We start from the raw sequence: 15,803 nt of genomic DNA on the forward strand, positions 1-15,803 counted from the left end.
CTGTATTGAGGTTGTGCCGCCCGATTAGGGCGAAAAGGCGGTTATACCCAGTGACGATGAATGGCATTCATCGTCACTGGGTACGGCGGCGACCGCCGCCGCGCGGCCCGTGCCGCGTAAAGCCAAGCCAACGGATGTTGGCGCCGGCGATTGAGGGCCTTGACCAGGACCTGCTGGTCCTGGTCAAGGCAACTGAGTATTACTTCACACCGGAAGCCGCCGATTCGATGGCCTGGATATGGTCCAGGCCGGGCAGGATTTCCGAACGGACAAATTCCACCCGCTTCTGCGGCCCGCCGCCGCCCTGGGGGAAGCGGGCCTTCCACAGCGCCATCTTCACCGCCAGCCCGCACAGCACGCCGCCGATGGTGACATGGTGGCTTTCAATCTGGTGGCGCACGGCGCGGAAGCTTTCAGCACTGATATCGTTCCAGAAATCCTTGCTGCGGCGATCGAACGCTTCAAAACGCCCGGTGATGGAAGTGGTGATGGAGGTCAGTTTCGTCTGCACATCGGCCAGCATCTTCATCACCAGCCGGTCGCGGGAAATCAGTTCACTGCTTTTCGGCTCATTGGCCCATTTCATGAATTTCTGCACTTCCGGTACAATGCCATCCAGGCAGGAGCGGAAATAGGCCAGCGACAGGAAGACGTCGCCATAATCCTCCAGAAAATCCGGGATTTCGTTCAGCTTGACCTTCAGCTTTTCTGACAACAGGCGCAGGTTGGTCAGCGCCTCGTCCCGATCCGGGTTGGCCAGCATGGCCAGAATATCGGCCACATCACCAATCTGGCGCTCTTCCGTGCCATAAACCTGCTGCAGCAGCGGCCGGGTGAAATCCTTCATATAGCCGGTCAGTTCCGCGCGCTTGCTGTCGGAAAGCTGTAAGGCCTTGGCGTCATTGACAGCAATGCCCACCCGGCGCAGTTCCTTGCGCAGGGTATAGACATCGAAACTGTTGATCCGCACCAGCTTGTTGATCTGCGCCATGTCGGCGCGCAGGGCCTTGGCATGGCTGGGGAACAGGCTGCCCAGATGGTCGGGGTTGATCTGGCCGCTGCCGGTCTGGCGGTCGTGGAACACCTCCACCACCGTTTCCAGCCGGGCATTCTTGATCAGCTTGGCCCGGCGCAGGCCCGGCGTTTCCAGCGGCAACATGCCCATGGGCAGGATATGCAACGCGTCGCGCGCACTGTCATCGAACAGCGCCTCTTCCGCTGCGACGGCGGCGACTTCCTCACTGGCGGCTTGTTCGCTGGTGTCGGCCATCATGCGTTCCCTTGCGCCGCGCTGGCGCCGAAGGTGTTAACTATAAAGGCACCCGCCAGCATGACAACCTTTTCACACAAGCCCCGTTGAAACAGTTTGGCCGTGAGGGGGCTATGCCCCCATGCGGCGCGATGTTATCTAGCCCTGGCGGATCGAAAAGGGCAAAGGTCCATCGGGATACAGGACCGGCCGGAACGGGAGCGGAAAACGCCATGGCTGATTATTATTTGTGGATCAAGGCCCTTCACGTCATCAGCGTCATCGCCTGGATGGCGGCACAGCTCTATCTGCCACGCCTGTTCGTCTATCATTGCGAAGCACCCGCCGGGTCGCCGCAATCGGAAACCTTCAAGGTGATGGAACGCCGCCTGCTGAAGGCGATCATGAACCCCGCCATGATCGCCACCTGGGTTTTCGGCATCGGCATGATCGCCCTGAATCCCGACCTGCTGAAGGGCCAAGGCTGGCTTCATGCCAAGCTGACCCTGGTGCTGGTGCTGTCGGGCGTGCATGGCGTGCTGTCAAAATATGTCCGCCTGTTCGCCCAGGACGCCAATACCAAGCCGCAGAAATTCTTCCGCATCCTGAATGAAGTGCCGACCCTGCTGATGATCGGCATCGTCATCCTGGTGATCGTGCGCCCCTTCTGATCCAGGGCAGCTGATTTACCCAAACAGCAGCCGCGTCACATCGGCCGCCGCCCTGGCCTGCCGGTCGTCCCCGACAATCAGGAACAGGGCGTCGGCCTTGATCTGCCGGCCCAGCGGGTTGGACAGCACCGCGCCCGTATCGGCACAGCGATAGCCGATGGGCGTGCCGATGCCGGCCCCGGCGATGCTGGTCAACAGGTCCAGCCAGGGGCCGGACCAGGGGCGGGACAGGTCGATCCGGCGGCATTCATCGCCCTCTGCCGTGAAAAGCTGTTCGATCAGGGCTTCCGATCCGGGGCTGACAATGGCGCGGGCGGCGGCTTCGGGATAGCCATGCATCACCCGCATCGGCTGGGCGGCCCCCAGCCGGACCAGCCGGTCACGGTCGCCCGCATCCACGCATTCGGCGATGATGGGGGCGGTGGCATTCACCTCCCGCAGGCGCAGCACCGTATCCAGCACCCGCGCCGTGGCCTCCCGGTCGGTTTCGGAGGCGGAAAAGACCAACATGGCGCGGGCCTTTTCCGGCGTGGCGCGGGCCAGGGCCTGCGGGTCGGCGGCGCTGCCGGTGACATGCACAATGGCCCGGTCCCCCAGGCTGGATGGCAGCCGGCTGTCAGCAAACGCCCGGGTCAGCAGCAGCACGGGCACACCCGCCCAATCTTCATGCGCGCGCACCTGATCCACCAGCCGGCCGATATGCTGGGTGATATCGCCGGACGGTTCCCCGATCAGCAGCAGATGGTTGGACAAGTTCCACCCCCAGGCCCCGCCGGCCTTGCGTTCCAGTTGATCCGCCCGCCATTCCACCAGGGCCGACACCAGACTGGCCACCACGAAGATGCCGCCGACATAGAGAAAGCCCACCGTGGCCAGCCGCCCGGCATCGGTTTTGGCCGACAGGTCGCCATAGCCGACGGTGACGATGGTGGTCGCCGTCAGCCACAGCGCATCGCCCAGCCCCATGCCTTCCAGCCAGACCATGGCGACGACATGGCTGGCGCAGACAGCAAAAACCCAGCCCGTCAGCCAGAGCAGCCGCCGCGTCATCGACGCTTCCCCCACGCGGGGGCGGGGGCTGCGCAACCAACGGAACAAAAGGGCAAACATGGGCGGGACACCCCGGATGCGGAAATGGCCGCAATGGGATGCAACGATCAGGCGTATTTGTCCAGTCACCGATGCAACCGATACCCCGCCCGGCGCTGGCCCCTATTGCAGCGTTAGCAGCGCATCGATATGGCGCATCCGGCCAGGGGAGACGATATCAAGCTGGGCCACCCGCACGGAATGCAGCTTGCCATCCAGTTCCCGGCCCCAGAAATCCAGGAAACGCCGTAGTACCGGGTAACGCGGGGCCAGATCAAGTTCCTGCCAGATATAGGTTTGCAGCAGACCCGGATGGTCGGGCATGTGGTAAAGAATCTCCGCCGTGGTCAGGCGGTAATCCTGCAATTGCCGGGACAGGGACGATATGTTCTGCCCCGGGATGGACAGGGTTGAAGCCAAAGCGCTCATGGAACCTCCTTCCCCTTGCAAACCGGTGCCGCAATGCACCATGGGAAGCGTGGCACCATTTGGCCTGTTTGTGAATATATCCTTTTATATCAAATGATTAGCAGCATCATCGCCAGAGTGCTGCCAAACTGTCATCCAGATGCCCCCGAATTATGACAAGCGCGCCCTTGACAGGAGGGGGGACGATGAATAGGTCTTTGGCACTCACTGGGCGTGAGTGCTAACACCGAGGCTTGCGCCTTACACTTTTGCCTATCTCAGGGAGAGATCCATGAAGTTCCGTCCGCTGCACGACCGCGTCGTGGTCAAGCGCGTCGAATCCGAGCAGAAGACTGCCGGCGGCATCATCATCCCCGACACCGCCAAGGAAAAGCCCCAGGAGGGCGAGGTGGTTGCGGTTGGTACCGGTGCCCGTGACGAATCCGGCAAGCTGATCGCCCTGGACGTGAAGGCCGGCGACCGCGTTCTGTTCGGCAAGTGGTCCGGTACGGAAGTGAAGATCGACGGTGTCGAATACCTGATCATGAAGGAAAGCGACATCATGGGCGTGCTGAACGCCTGAGTCGGTTCACTGAACCTTATCTGATCCCTATTCATTCGAAGGACGAAAACAATGGCTGCCAAGGAAGTTAAGTTCGGCTCCGACGCCCGCGCCAAGATGCTGCGCGGCGTGGACATTCTGGCCGACGCCGTGAAGGTGACCCTGGGCCCGAAGGGCCGCAACGTCGTGATCGAGAAGAGCTTCGGCGCTCCCCGCATCACCAAGGACGGTGTCTCGGTCGCCAAGGAAATCGAACTGTCTGACAAGTTCGAGAACATGGGCGCCCAGATGGTGAAGGAAGTGGCGCAGAAGACGGCCGATCTGGCCGGCGACGGCACCACCACCGCCACCGTGCTGGCCCAGGCCATCGTCCGTGAGGGCGCCAAGGCCATTGCCGCCGGCATGAACCCGATGGATGTGAAGCGCGGCGTTGATCTGGCTGTTGCCACCGTCGTGGCCGACATCCAGGCCCGTTCCCGCAAGGTCACGACCAACGACGAAATCGCCCAGGTCGGCACCATCTCCGCCAACGGTGAAGCCTTCATCGGTGCGAAGATCGCCGAAGCCATGGCCCGCGTCGGCAACGAAGGCGTGATCACGGTCGAAGAGTCCAAGAGCCTGGAGACCGAGCTGGATGTCGTCGAAGGCATGCAGTTCGACCGCGGCTACCTGTCGCCCTACTTCGTGACCAACGCCGACAAGATGGTCGCGGACCTGGAAAACCCCTACATCCTGCTGTTCGAAAAGAAGCTGTCGGGCCTGCAGGCCATGCTGCCGGTGCTGGAAGCCGTCGTGCAGTCCTCCCGTCCGCTGGTCATCGTGGCCGAGGATGTGGAAGGCGAGGCCCTGGCCACGCTGGTGGTCAACAAGCTGCGTGGCGGCCTGAAGATCGCCGCCGTCAAGGCCCCGGGCTTTGGTGATCGTCGCAAGGCGATGCTGGAAGACATGGCCATCCTGACCGGCGGCCAGGTCATCAGCGAAGATCTGGGCATCAAGCTGGAAAACGTGACCCTGGACATGCTGGGTCGCGCCAAGAAGGTCACGATCTCCAAGGACAACACCACCATCGTTGATGGTGAAGGCGCCAAGGCTGACATCGAGGCCCGCATCTCCCAGATCAAGGCCCAGATCGAAGAAACCACCAGCGACTATGACCGTGAGAAGCTGCAGGAACGTCTGGCCAAGCTGGCCGGCGGCGTTGCGGTTCTGCGCGTCGGTGGTGCGACCGAGGTTGAGGTGAAGGAGCGCAAGGATCGCGTTGATGACGCGATGCACGCCACCCGCGCTGCGGTTGAAGAAGGCATCGTCGCCGGCGGCGGCGCAGCCCTGCTGTACGCCACCCGCGCCCTGGAGAAGCTGACGGCTGCCGATGCAGACCAGAAGTTCGGCATCGACATCGTCCGCAAGGCCCTGCAGGCCCCGGTCCGTCAGATCGCCCAGAACGCCGGTTTCGACGGTTCCGTGATCGTCGGCAAGCTGCTGGAGCAGGCTGACACCAACCACGGCTTCAACGCCCAGACCGGCGAATATGGCGACATGTTCAAGTTCGGCGTCATCGATCCGACCAAGGTTGTGCGCGCTGCCCTGCAGGACGCCGCTTCTATCGCCGGCCTGCTGATCACCACCGAGGCGATGATCGGCGAGAAGCCGCAGCCGCCGGCCGCTGGTGGTGGCGCTCCGGGTGGTATGGGTGGCATGGGCGGTATGGGCGGCATGGACTTCTAAGTCCCACGCCGTTCAGCCGAACTGGCCTGAATGCGAAGACCCCCGGCGGAGACATCCGTCGGGGGTTTTTGTTTGGCAATCCCCTGGCCTACTCACAGCATATTGAATCTATGAGGAAATTTTCTTCGGTGAACGAAATGTTCTGCCGCATTTGAAGAAAAAATCGCTGACATGGAAATGCCACTAGAGGTTAATGATTGTGCAATATTGCTACACTTATCCTTTTTTTTATGATGAACATTGCCCGGTAAGGGCGAAATACATCGTCGGTCTGATCTACGTCAAATTCAGGGGACATGACTTTACTTAAATTCCCGCTGCAATTCAGACTGGGGGCGGGGTCATGGCGGAACAGGAATGGCTGGTATCGGCCGAGGATGTGTTGGTATCGCGGACGGACCCGCAGGGACGCATCCAGTTCGCCAATGAGGCGTTCGTCAAGGCATCCGGCTTCACCCAGGCGGAACTGATTGGCCGGCCGCATAATATTGTCCGTCATCCCGATATGCCCAAACCGGCCTTTGCCGACCTGTGGACCACCATCAAGGCCGGTCGCCCCTGGGAGGGGCTGGTGAAGAACCGGCGCAAGGATGGGCGTTTTTACTGGGTGCGGGCCAATGTGACGCCGGTGGTGGAGGGGGGAACCGTCACCGGCTTTCTGTCCGTGCGCACCCGGCCGGAACGGGCCGATGTGGCGGCGGCCGAACAGCTTTACGCCGCCATGCGCCGGGGTGATGCCTTGCCGGTGCGGCTGCATCAGGGGGAGTTGCGGCCGACAAGGCTGGCCGGGCGTCTGGGGCTGTACTGGCGCAGCATCGGCAGCCGGTTGCATGGCGCCTTTCTGGGCATGTTCCTGGCCATGGCGGGGCTGGGCGGTATCGGTCTGGTCGGATTGTCCCGCCTGCGGGGTGATCTGACCGGGGCACAGCCCGATGTGGCGGCAGCCCTGGCGCGGATCGAGGGGCTGAATGGGGACTTCATCGCCCTGGGGGTGGTGGCGCTGTTGTTTTCCGTACTGGCCGGCTGGTTGCTGCGGCTGGCCATTCAGGCGCCCCTGGCGCGGCTGTGCCAGCATCTGGAGGCCATCACCCGCGATCCGCGCAGCCACACGATTGAGCCAGCCGCCATTTTGGAATTCGCCCCCGTCACGGACCGGTTGCGGGTGCTGCGCGCCCGGCTGGCCTGTTCGGCGGAGGAGGCGGCGGAATGCGAACGCCGCGTTTCCGCCGAACGCCAGCGCGCCGTGCAGATGATGGCGGCAACGGTGGAACGCGAAAGTGCGCGGGCGGTGACCGATGTGGCGGCCCGCACCCATGCCATGACGGATGATGCCGACATATTGGCCAGCCGGGCCGGTCGGGTGGGCGAAGCCTCTGGCGGGGTGGCGGCGGCGGCGGAACAGGCGCTGGCCAATGCCCAGGCGGTTGCCGCGGCGACAGAGGAACTGTCGGCCACGATCCACGACATTGCCGCCCAGATCGGCCATGCCAGCGACAGTACCGGTGCGGCCGTGGCCCAGGGCCACGATGTCGCCTGCGTGATCGAAACCTTGCGCCAGCAGGTGGATGGTATCGGGGAGATGGCGGCCCTGATCGCCCAGATCGCCAGCCAGACCAACCTGCTGGCGCTCAATGCCAGTATCGAGGCGGCGCGGGCCGGGGAGGCCGGCAAAGGCTTTGCCGTGGTGGCGGGGGAGGTGAAGCATCTGGCGACGCTGACGGCACAATCCACCGACGCCATCACCACCCGCATTCAGGATATCCGCCGGGCCACCGGTGATGCCGTGCAGGCGGTGGAGGGGATCGGCAGCCGTATCGCGGAAATTGACGCCATTGCCGGTGATATTGCCGGCGCTATGCAGCAACAGGCGGCTGCGACGCGCGAAATCAGCCGCAATGTGCAGGAAACCACCGCCGCCGCACGGGAGGTGGCGGAACTGATCGGCGGCGTCGCGCGGGAGGCGGCGGAAAGCGGCAGCCAAGCCCAGATGGTCAGCGGCAATGCCACCGCCGTGGCCGGCGCCATCGAGGAGTTGCACAAGCTGCTGGTGCGGGTAGTCCGCACGGCCACCCCCGATGCCGATCGGCGCGGGGCCCGGCGCTATAACGTTGATATTCCCTGTGAAACAAGGCTGGAAGGGGCGGCGGCCCAGCCGGCCCGGCTGGTGGATCTGTCGGCCGGTGGGGCCAGCCTGTCAGGGTTGGCGCTGGAACCGGAAGCACGCGGGCAGGTGATCCTGCCCCGTATCAGCCAACCGCTGGGCTTCCGGGTGCGCGGCAAATCCGCCACCCTGGCCCATATCGTCTTCGACCAGCCGCTGCCGGAACCGGTTTTGACGGCCCTGGCAGCGGAATAGGGGATTATTTACGGCTTGGCCGCCGGTGCCGCGCCGTTATTGCGGGCCTTGAAGGCGCGCAGTTGCACATTGAACCGTTCGGCGAACAGCTGCATGGCGGAGATGGTCAGGTCATGCTGGGCTGTCAGCGACAGATATTCATGCACCGACAGCCGGCTGTAATTGGCCTGTACCAGCCTATCCAGGCAGCGGTTGAATTCTTCCGACTCGCTGACATAGGCCTTCACGCGCAATTGCGCCTGACGGATTTCCTCCTCATTGGCCTTGGTGCCATCGGGCACGTCACCCGGCAGCTTGGGCCGTGTGCAGCCTTCCGGGGCTTTGTGCTGGGCGGCTTTGGCCTGGGCTTCCGTCTGCTTCACGATATCGCCCATGGTGGGCAGGTTCGTGGCGGCGGGCAGCGGTGCTGCGGCCTTGGGCGCCGGCTGGGATGCCTGCCGTACAATGTCCCCCATGGTGGGGCCGACCGGCTCACTCTTGTCGGGGGCGGCATAGGCGGTGCCGGCGCTGAACAGCAGGGCGGCGGCGACAAGGGTACGGGACGACAGCACGGACATGGTGCGGAAATATCTCCAGCGCGGGGTATGCCTAACAAGCGCGCAGGGAATTACGCACAGGCAGGGGCCGCTTGGCAAGGGGCTGCCCTGTCGCAATGGCCCTTCCATCGCCATGATCCCATGTTAAACCCAGGAAATTCGGTAGTCTGGGTGGACCTGTTTCATGATCGGTGTGTTTGATTCCGGCCATGGTGGGCTGACGGTGCTGCGCGCCTTGCAAGATGCCATGCCGACGCATGATTTCCTGTATCTCGGCGATCATCATTTCGCCCCCTATGGCGACCGCACCCCGGAAGAGATTTATCAACTGACGCTGGACAGCGTGTCCCGCCTGTTTGACCAGGGGGCACGGCTGGTGGTGCTGGCCTGCAACACCGCCTCGGCCGTGGCCCTGCGCCGCCTGCAACAGACCTGGCTGGACGGGGCCTATCCCGGCCGGCGGGTGCTGGGCGTGCTGGTGCCGATGGTGGAGGCCATTACCGGCGTGCCCTGGATGGCCGATCTGGCCGCCGATCGCCCCGCCGGGCCGCCGCGCACCATCGGCATTTTTGCCACCAGCCGCACGGTGGACAGTGGCGCCTATCCGCGCGAAATCAGCCACCGCGCCCCGGAAGTGCGCGTGGTGCAGCAGGCCTGCCCGGAACTGGTACGGCTGATCGAAGGCGATGCCCCGCCGGCCCAGGTACGCGATGCCATCCATCGCTACACGGATGGCTTGCTCGGCCAATTGGGCGGCGGCGCCCCCCAGGCGGTGATGCTGGGCTGCACCCATTACCCGCTGGTGGCCGATGCCTTTATCGAAGCCTTGCCGCAGGGGGTGGAGGTACTGTCGCAACCGGACCTGACGGCGCGCAGTCTGGCCGCCTATCTGCAACGCCACCCGGAATTTGACCGGCCCGGCAGCGGGCAGGTGCAGTTCCTGACCACGGGGGAGGCCGCCCGCATCACCCCGCTGGCCACCCGCTTCTTTGGCAAGCCGGCGCGGTTTGAGCGGGTGTAGGGAAACACACCAAGGGTCATGTCCCATGACCCTTGGAGGCCAGCGACCGCTGGCCCGCGGGCACGTGCCCGCGCAAGCCCAAGCTGCCGAAGGCAGCGCCCGGCGCCTGAGGGAACGGATTAAATCCCCGGCCGGCGCAGCGTGTGCAGTGACCAGACCAGCAGGCCGATCACCACCATGGCCCCGCCCTGGTGGGCGGACCCCAGTGCCACCGGGACGGCCAGCAACAGGGTGGTGATGCCCAGCCCCACCTGGGCCAGCACGCCGGCCGCCAGCCCCAGCGCCACCGGCTTGGCGCGGGCTGCCACATCGTGGCGCTGGCCGATGCGCCAGACATAGGTGAGCACGGTCAGCGCGGTCACAATGGCCAGCCAGCGGTGGGTGAACTGCACGGCGGCGGTATTTTCCAGGAAATTCAGCCAGGCGGGGGAGAGGTTCCACACCTCCGGCGGCATGAAATCGCCATTCATTGTCGGCCAGGTATTATAGGCAAAGCCGGCATCCAGCCCGGCGACAAAGGCCCCCCAGACCACGGTGATCCCCACCAGCGCCAGCGCCGCCCGCCCGTGCCAGACCAGCGGGGCCAGTTCCGCCCGCGGGCCTGCCCCCGGATGGCGCAGGCTGAGTGCGGTACGGATCAACAGGGCATAGAGAATCAGCGCCATGGAAAGATGCAGGGCCAGCCGGTAATGCGACACGTCGGTGCGTTCCGACAGGCCGGATTGCACCATGAACCAGCCAATGAAACCCTGCAGCCCGCCCAGCAGGAACAGCCCCACCAGCCGGGGCAGCATGGGGCGGGAGATCATGCCTTTCACGGCGAACCAGACCAGCGGCACGGCAAAGACAATGCCGATCAGCCGGCCCCACAGCCGGTGGAACCATTCCCAGAAGAAGATATGCTTGAATTCTTCCAGGCTCATCCCCCGGTTCAGCACCTGATATTCGGGGATTTGCTTGTATTTCTCGAATTCTGCCAGCCATTGCGCCTCTGACAGAGGCGGGATGGCGCCGCTGATCGGCTTCCATTCGGTGATGGAAAGCCCGCTTTCCGTCAACCGTGTGATGGCGCCGATAATGGCCATGGCGAAGACCATGGCCGCACAGAGCAGCAACCAGTTCGCCACCCGGTGGGCGGCGGTGGGGGAGGCGGCGGCGGGAAAGCGGCTGGTCGTCAAGGTCGGGCCTGTCGCTGGGAAAACGGCTTTGTAGCAAGCCGATATGGACCCATCGCGCGCGATCGTCAAACCCTATGCCAGCGGCATTTTATCGTCGATACCCCGCCAGATGGTGGCCAACCCTGCCATCTGTTCCGGTTGGCGCATCGGCCCGCCCATCAGGGCGGCCCCGGCGGCACCGGCTTTCCGGCAAGCGGCCAGATTATCCGGCCCCACCCCGCCCAGGGCCAGCACCGGCAAAGGCGCGTCCGCCAACGCCGCCGGCCCCAGGGCGGGGCCGTAACCGGGTTTCGAGGCGCTGGGGAAAATCGGGCTGAGCGTGGCGTAATCCGCCCCCGCCGCTGCCGCCGCTTTCAGTTCCGCCGGATGATGGCAGGAAATTCCGATCAAGGCTTGCGGCCCCAGGGCGGCGCGGGCGGCCGCCACATCGCCGCCCGCCGGCAGATGCAGGCCCCGGCATTGCCGGGCGAGATCGACATTCCCATGCACCATCATCACCCCGCCCACGGCACAGAGCAGCGGGCGGAGCTGGTCCAGCAATGCCTGCTGGTCGGCCAGCGGCAAATCCTTTTCCCGCAGGGAGACCCAACGGCAGCCGGCGGCCACCGCCGCCCGCACCGTCGCCACCAGATCGTCGGTCTGGTGGCGGTCGGTGATCAGCAGCAGGGGCAGGCAGGGCAGGGGCCGGCGCTGGCTCACCCGCCGATCAACCCCAGTTCGGGGCTGGAGGCTTCGGCCCGGTGACGCTTGGGGATGCGACCGGCCAGCCGGGCCAGCCGCCCGCCTTCCACGCCGGCCCGCATGGCGGCGGCCATGCGCACCGGATCGGTGCTTTTGGAGACGGCCGTGTTCAACAGCACGGCATCACAGCCCAGTTCCATGGCCAGGGCGGCATCGCTGGCCGTGCCGATGCCGGCATCCAGCACCACCGGCACGGCACTGGTGCGGCAGATATGTTCGATATTATAGGGGTTCAGAATGCCCAGCCCCGTGCCGATGGGGGCCCCCAGCGGCATCACCGCCGCACAGCCCAGATCGGCCAGCCGCTGACAGACCACCGGATCGTCGGTGCAATAGGGCAGCACGGTGAAACCGTCGCGCACCAGTTCATCGGCGGCACGCAGCAACTGTTCCACATCCGGGTACAGGGTTTCGCGGTCGCCGATCAGTTCCAGCTTGATCCAGTTGGTGTCCATGGCTTCGCGCGCCAATTGCGCGGTCAGCACGGCATCCTTCACCGTGGCGCAGCCGGCCGTGTTGGGCAGCAGCCAGACCTTGCCGGCCACCAGATCCAGCAACCCCTCGCCATAGCCGGTCAGATCGGCCCGGCGCACCGAAACGGTGAGGATTTCCGCCCCCGACGCCGCCAGGCTGTCCAGGAAGACCTGCTGGTTGGGATAGCCGGCACTGCCCAGGAACAGGCGCGACGCGAAACTTTTGCCGCCGATCTTCAGCGGATCGGCGGAAAGAAGGGGATTGTGATTCATGTCAGCCGCCCTGCAGAACCTTGACGATTTCAACCTTGTCGCCGGGGGACAGCACCGTGTCGGCCCAGCGGGCGCGCGGCAGCACCGTACCGTTCAGCGCCACGGCGATGCCGCGCGCCTGCGGGTCGATCCCGTCCGCCGCCATGATGGATGTCAGCGCATAATCCGCCGGCTGGCGATCCTTGCCATTCACATTGATCATCATCTCTTTCCCAGTTCAGGCGGCCGCCGCACCGGGGCGGGCGAAGCGCGCGGCACCGAAGCCGGCGATCTTTTCGTCCAGTTTGCCGGTCAAGACCAGATCGGCAATGGTATGGGCGGTCACCGGGGCCAGCAGAATGCCGTTACGGTGGTGACCGGTGGCCAGCGCCAGCCCCTCCACCCCCTCGGCCCAGCCCAGGATGGGCGCATCGTCGCGGCAGCCGGGGCGCAGGCCATTCCACATTTCCCGGATCGGCAGTTCCTCGATCCCCGGCAGGGTACGCCAAGCGGCCTCCAGCAGGGCCAGCACGCCGCCCGCCGTCATCTGCTCGTCAAAGCCCTTTTCCTCCGTCGTGGCACCGACGATCAGCGTGCCGTCGGCGCGCGGCACCAGATAGCATTTGGGGCCCCAGACGACATGGTTCAACAGCGGGGCGGCCGGGTCCATGGCGATGGACAGCATCTGCCCCTTTACCGGGCGCACCGGTGGCGGGGCGGGCAGGCCGGGCAGCAGGCGCGACCAGGCCCCCGCCGCCAGCACCACCTTGTCCGCCGCCTGCACCCGGTCGCCCAGTTGCACGCCGGTAACGCGGCCGGCGCTGATCTCCAGCCCCGTCACTGGTGTGCCTTCATGCAGGCGTCCGCCGGCCCGGGCCAGGGCCACGCGCAGCGCCGCTGTGGCCAGACGGTTATCCACCTGCCCATCGCGGGGGGAATAAACGGCGGCGGCCGTGCGCGGGTTCAGGAAGGGCTCCCGCTCCTTGGCCTGGGCACCGGTCAGCCAGTGGATCTCCAGCCCCAGCCCGCGCTGGAACTCGTAATTGCTGCGCAGCGTTTCGACATCGTCGCGGGTCAGCGCCACCACCATGGTGCCTTCGCGGCGCAGGCCGACGGGCAGGCCGCTGGCCGCTTCCAGTTCGGCGGCGAAGTCGGGCCACATTTCCCGGCTGGCCAGGCAGAGCGGCAGCAAGGGCTGTTCGCCCGGCTCCGCCTCCACGGCGGCGGCCAGCATCCCGGCGGCGGCACGGCTGGCCCGCTGGCCGGCAGCGGCGTCGCGTTCAAAAATATCGACCGACGCGCCGGCCAGCGCCAGCCGCCAGCCAATGGCCAGCCCGATGATGCCGCCGCCGATGAGGGCGACGCGCGGTTGTGATGAAGACATGGTGAGGGACATGGCTAAACATCCTCCCTTCGCCGGCATGACCCGGATCAGGTTCGATGGGTATGATCTCAGCCGTGCCGATGCATTCACCGGCCACGGCACCCCAGATTGACGATAAGAAGAGTCATGGGCCTGTCACAGGGCGAAAGCAAGGCCCGGACATGGCCGTCACCCATGCTTGGCACAAATGGAAAACCCCGCCCGGTTGCCCGGACGGGGTTGGAAAGGCTGCGTTTCCGGGGGCTGGAGTGGGGTTCTGCTGCCCCAGCCCCCGGCGGCATTACGCCGCGATCAGGGTTTTGACGAACTTGTCCACTTCCACATTCAGCACCTCGGACTGGCGCGTCACGTCGGATGCCGTGCCATGCACCGAACTGGCGGCCCCACCGGTATTGGCGGCGGCCTCGCTGACCCCCTGCACGGCGTTGCAGACGGCCTGGGTGCCATTGGCCACATCCTGCACCCGGCGGGCGATCTCGTTGGTGCTGGCCTGCTGTTCCTCAATGGCGGCGGCGAGCGCCGTGGTGATCTCCCCGATCTTGTCGATCGTGTAGGCAATGCGGTTGATGGCGCTGACGGCGGCCCCGGTTTCCCGCTGGATGCTGGCAACCTGGGCGGCAATGTCCTCCGTCGCCCTGCCGGTCTGGGTCGCCAGGGTCTTGACTTCGCTGGCCACCACGGCGAAGCCCTTGCCGGCCTCCCCGGCGCGCGCCGCCTCAATGGTGGCGTTCAGCGCCAGCAGGTTGGTTTGCGCGGCGATGCCCTGGATCAGCGTCACCACTTCTTCAATCCGGGTGGCGGCACCCTGCAGCCCATCCATGGTGCGGGTGGTTTCGGTGGCATCTTCCACGGCGGCGCGGGTGACATTATTCACCTCCACCACCTGCCGGGCGATTTCGGCGATGGAGGCGTTGATCTGTTCGGTGGCGGCGGCCACGCCCTGCACACTGCCGGCCGATTCGTTGGATGCCTGGGCCACTTCCGATGCTTGCCCGGCGGCGGCCGTGGCGGCGGCGGTCAAGCCCTGGGCGCTATCGCGCATATCCTGGGCAGAGGCGGCCAAGGCGGCGGAAACCTGCCCCAGCTTGCCGGCAAAATCGCTGGTCATGCGTTCCAGCTGCTGGCGGCGCTGTTCCTTGGCGATCTGTTCGGCCTGCTGTTCGGCGGCCAGACGACGCCCATCCAGCAGCCCGGCCTTGAACACGTCCAGCGCCTTGGCGATATGGCCGATTTCATCCCCACGGCCAGTTTCCGGCACGGTGGCTTCATAATCGCCGCCGGCAAGGGTCTGGACCGTGGCGGTCACACGGGTCAAAGGTTTGGTCACCTGGCGCGACACCATCCAGGTGGCGAAGCTGACCGCTGTGAAAATACCAATAGCGGCAATGATCAGCATCAGATTGCGTTCGGTATCAGCAAAGGCATCCAGCTCATCAATGGTGCTTTCCACATAAGCCACCTGCTGCTGCGACAGCTTGATCATCACATCGTTGAAGGCTTTGCGGTTGGCGCGGTTGGCGTCATTGTCGCCAATGGTGCGGGCGGCATCGGCCCCACCCTGACGGCCCGCTTCCATCATGTCGGTGCGGAAGCGGATGAATTCCCGGCCCTTGGCGATGGCGTCGCGCATGTCCTTTTCCACCGCCGGATCGATCACCGCCTCATAGGCAGTTAACCGCTTGTTCAGCGTTTCCAGGCTGGTGGTCATGGTCTTTGCGAATTTCTCCAGCTCAGCGACGTCACGGGCCATGTAGATGCCACGGCTATCCATCACCACGGCATTGATCAGACCGTTGATCTGTTCAGAGAGAACGGCACGCTTGCTGGCTTCCCCCATCCGCTCCACCTCTTTTTGGTAAACGGACAGGGCTTGCAACCCCAGTACAACCATGGTCACCGCGACAAGGGCCAGAAACGCCACGGCCAAGTTGACCTTGATGGCAATTCCCATATCGCGAAAATTCAACATGGCTTTTTCTCCTGACAACTTTTGGATAGATCGTGACGCTATATCTGCGTCTCTGCCTAATGTTGCCAGGATGCCATGATCCCCAATTTTGAACAGATATGCAGAGGGTTATGGTTGTATCGACTACAACCCTCTTCAGAATTGATTGATTTTGTTACTGGATTATTGGTTTCCTGATCAGGTAACCGA

General features: G+C 64.6%; 15 protein-coding genes and 1 riboswitch. Of the genes, 5 read left to right on the forward strand and 10 right to left on the reverse strand.

The genetic code is table 11. From position 1 onward, the window contains the following. Positions 1–199 precede the first annotated feature (199 nt). On the reverse strand, positions 200–1,273 hold the full coding sequence (locus PCJ49_RS20215) for a hypothetical protein (protein WP_244559329.1): 1,074 nt from the start codon (positions 1,271–1,273) through the stop codon (positions 200–202). A 209-nt stretch (positions 1,274–1,482) separates the two neighbouring features. On the opposite strand from PCJ49_RS20215, the gene hemJ reads away from it, so the two are divergent. Next, a complete protein-coding gene (gene hemJ, locus PCJ49_RS20220; RefSeq protein ID WP_089285919.1) occupies positions 1,483–1,920 on the forward strand; it encodes a protoporphyrinogen oxidase HemJ in 438 nt (145 codons plus the stop codon). 15 nt (positions 1,921–1,935) lie between these two features. On the opposite strand, the gene PCJ49_RS20225 is transcribed toward hemJ, so the two are convergent. Together PCJ49_RS20225 and PCJ49_RS20230 are read right to left on the reverse strand one after the other, a co-directional pair. After that, a complete protein-coding gene (locus PCJ49_RS20225) occupies positions 1,936–2,970 on the reverse strand; it encodes a potassium channel family protein (protein ID WP_269912521.1) in 1,035 nt (344 codons plus the stop codon). 162 nt (positions 2,971–3,132) lie between these two features. Then, positions 3,133–3,438 (reverse strand): usg protein, encoded by a 306-nt coding sequence (locus PCJ49_RS20230; RefSeq protein ID WP_269912522.1) that lies wholly within the window; start codon positions 3,436–3,438, stop codon positions 3,133–3,135. A gap of 271 nt (positions 3,439–3,709) precedes the next feature. Between PCJ49_RS20230 and groES the strand changes: the two genes are divergently transcribed. The 3 genes from groES to PCJ49_RS20245 all read left to right on the forward strand — a co-directional run bounded on the left by groES (position 3,710) and on the right by PCJ49_RS20245 (position 8,060). Beyond that, positions 3,710–4,000 carry a co-chaperone GroES gene (gene groES, locus PCJ49_RS20235; RefSeq protein WP_089285922.1) on the forward strand — a complete coding sequence of 97 codons (291 nt, stop codon included), beginning with the start codon at positions 3,710–3,712 and terminating at the stop codon, positions 3,998–4,000. Between the two features lie 51 nt (positions 4,001–4,051). After that, positions 4,052–5,704, forward strand: coding sequence for a chaperonin GroEL (groL, locus tag PCJ49_RS20240; RefSeq protein WP_089285923.1), 1,653 nt, complete (start codon positions 4,052–4,054; stop codon positions 5,702–5,704). A gap of 343 nt (positions 5,705–6,047) precedes the next feature. After that, a complete protein-coding gene (locus tag PCJ49_RS20245; RefSeq protein WP_269912523.1) occupies positions 6,048–8,060 on the forward strand; it encodes a methyl-accepting chemotaxis protein in 2,013 nt (670 codons plus the stop codon). 8 nt (positions 8,061–8,068) lie between these two features. Here PCJ49_RS20245 and PCJ49_RS20250 read toward each other — a convergent pair whose 3' ends face one another. Then, the gene (locus tag PCJ49_RS20250) at positions 8,069–8,617 is read right to left on the reverse strand and encodes a hypothetical protein (protein ID WP_269912524.1); all 549 of its coding nucleotides are present in this window, start codon (positions 8,615–8,617) and stop codon (positions 8,069–8,071) included. A gap of 163 nt (positions 8,618–8,780) precedes the next feature. Between PCJ49_RS20250 and murI the strand changes: the two genes are divergently transcribed. Next, complete coding sequence (gene murI / locus PCJ49_RS20255; protein ID WP_269912525.1) at positions 8,781–9,617, forward strand: glutamate racemase; 837 nt, start codon at positions 8,781–8,783, stop codon at positions 9,615–9,617. Positions 9,618–9,736: 119 nt separating this feature from the next. Here the strand turns inward: murI and PCJ49_RS20260 are convergent, their stop codons facing one another. The 6 genes from PCJ49_RS20260 to PCJ49_RS20285 all read right to left on the reverse strand — a co-directional run bounded on the left by PCJ49_RS20260 (position 9,737) and on the right by PCJ49_RS20285 (position 15,614). Then, positions 9,737–10,795, reverse strand: a complete 1,059-nt coding sequence (locus PCJ49_RS20260) for a COX15/CtaA family protein (protein ID WP_269912526.1) — start codon at positions 10,793–10,795, stop codon at positions 9,737–9,739. 72 nt (positions 10,796–10,867) lie between these two features. Continuing rightward, a complete protein-coding gene (locus PCJ49_RS20265; RefSeq protein WP_269912527.1) occupies positions 10,868–11,494 on the reverse strand; it encodes a thiamine phosphate synthase in 627 nt (208 codons plus the stop codon). Then, the gene (locus tag PCJ49_RS20270; RefSeq protein WP_269912528.1) at positions 11,491–12,282 is read right to left on the reverse strand and encodes a thiazole synthase; all 792 of its coding nucleotides are present in this window, start codon (positions 12,280–12,282) and stop codon (positions 11,491–11,493) included. Before PCJ49_RS20270 ends, PCJ49_RS20265 begins: the two co-directional genes overlap by 4 nt. Before the next feature lies 1 nt (position 12,283). Beyond that, complete coding sequence (thiS, locus tag PCJ49_RS20275) at positions 12,284–12,487, reverse strand: sulfur carrier protein ThiS (protein ID WP_269912529.1); 204 nt, start codon at positions 12,485–12,487, stop codon at positions 12,284–12,286. Between the two features lie 12 nt (positions 12,488–12,499). Then, entirely contained in the window at positions 12,500–13,657 is a 1,158-nt protein-coding gene (gene thiO / locus PCJ49_RS20280; protein WP_269912530.1) for a glycine oxidase ThiO, read from the reverse strand. After that, positions 13,653–13,761, reverse strand: a riboswitch (TPP riboswitch). It overlaps the preceding gene by 5 nt. Before the next feature lie 164 nt (positions 13,762–13,925). Further along, the gene (locus tag PCJ49_RS20285; protein ID WP_269912531.1) at positions 13,926–15,614 is read right to left on the reverse strand and encodes a methyl-accepting chemotaxis protein; all 1,689 of its coding nucleotides are present in this window, start codon (positions 15,612–15,614) and stop codon (positions 13,926–13,928) included. Positions 15,615–15,803: the final 189 nt, after the last annotated feature.

Origin of the sequence: Niveispirillum sp. BGYR6, from assembly GCF_027568365.1 — a bacterium.
Classification (GTDB): domain Bacteria; phylum Pseudomonadota; class Alphaproteobacteria; order Azospirillales; family Azospirillaceae; genus Niveispirillum.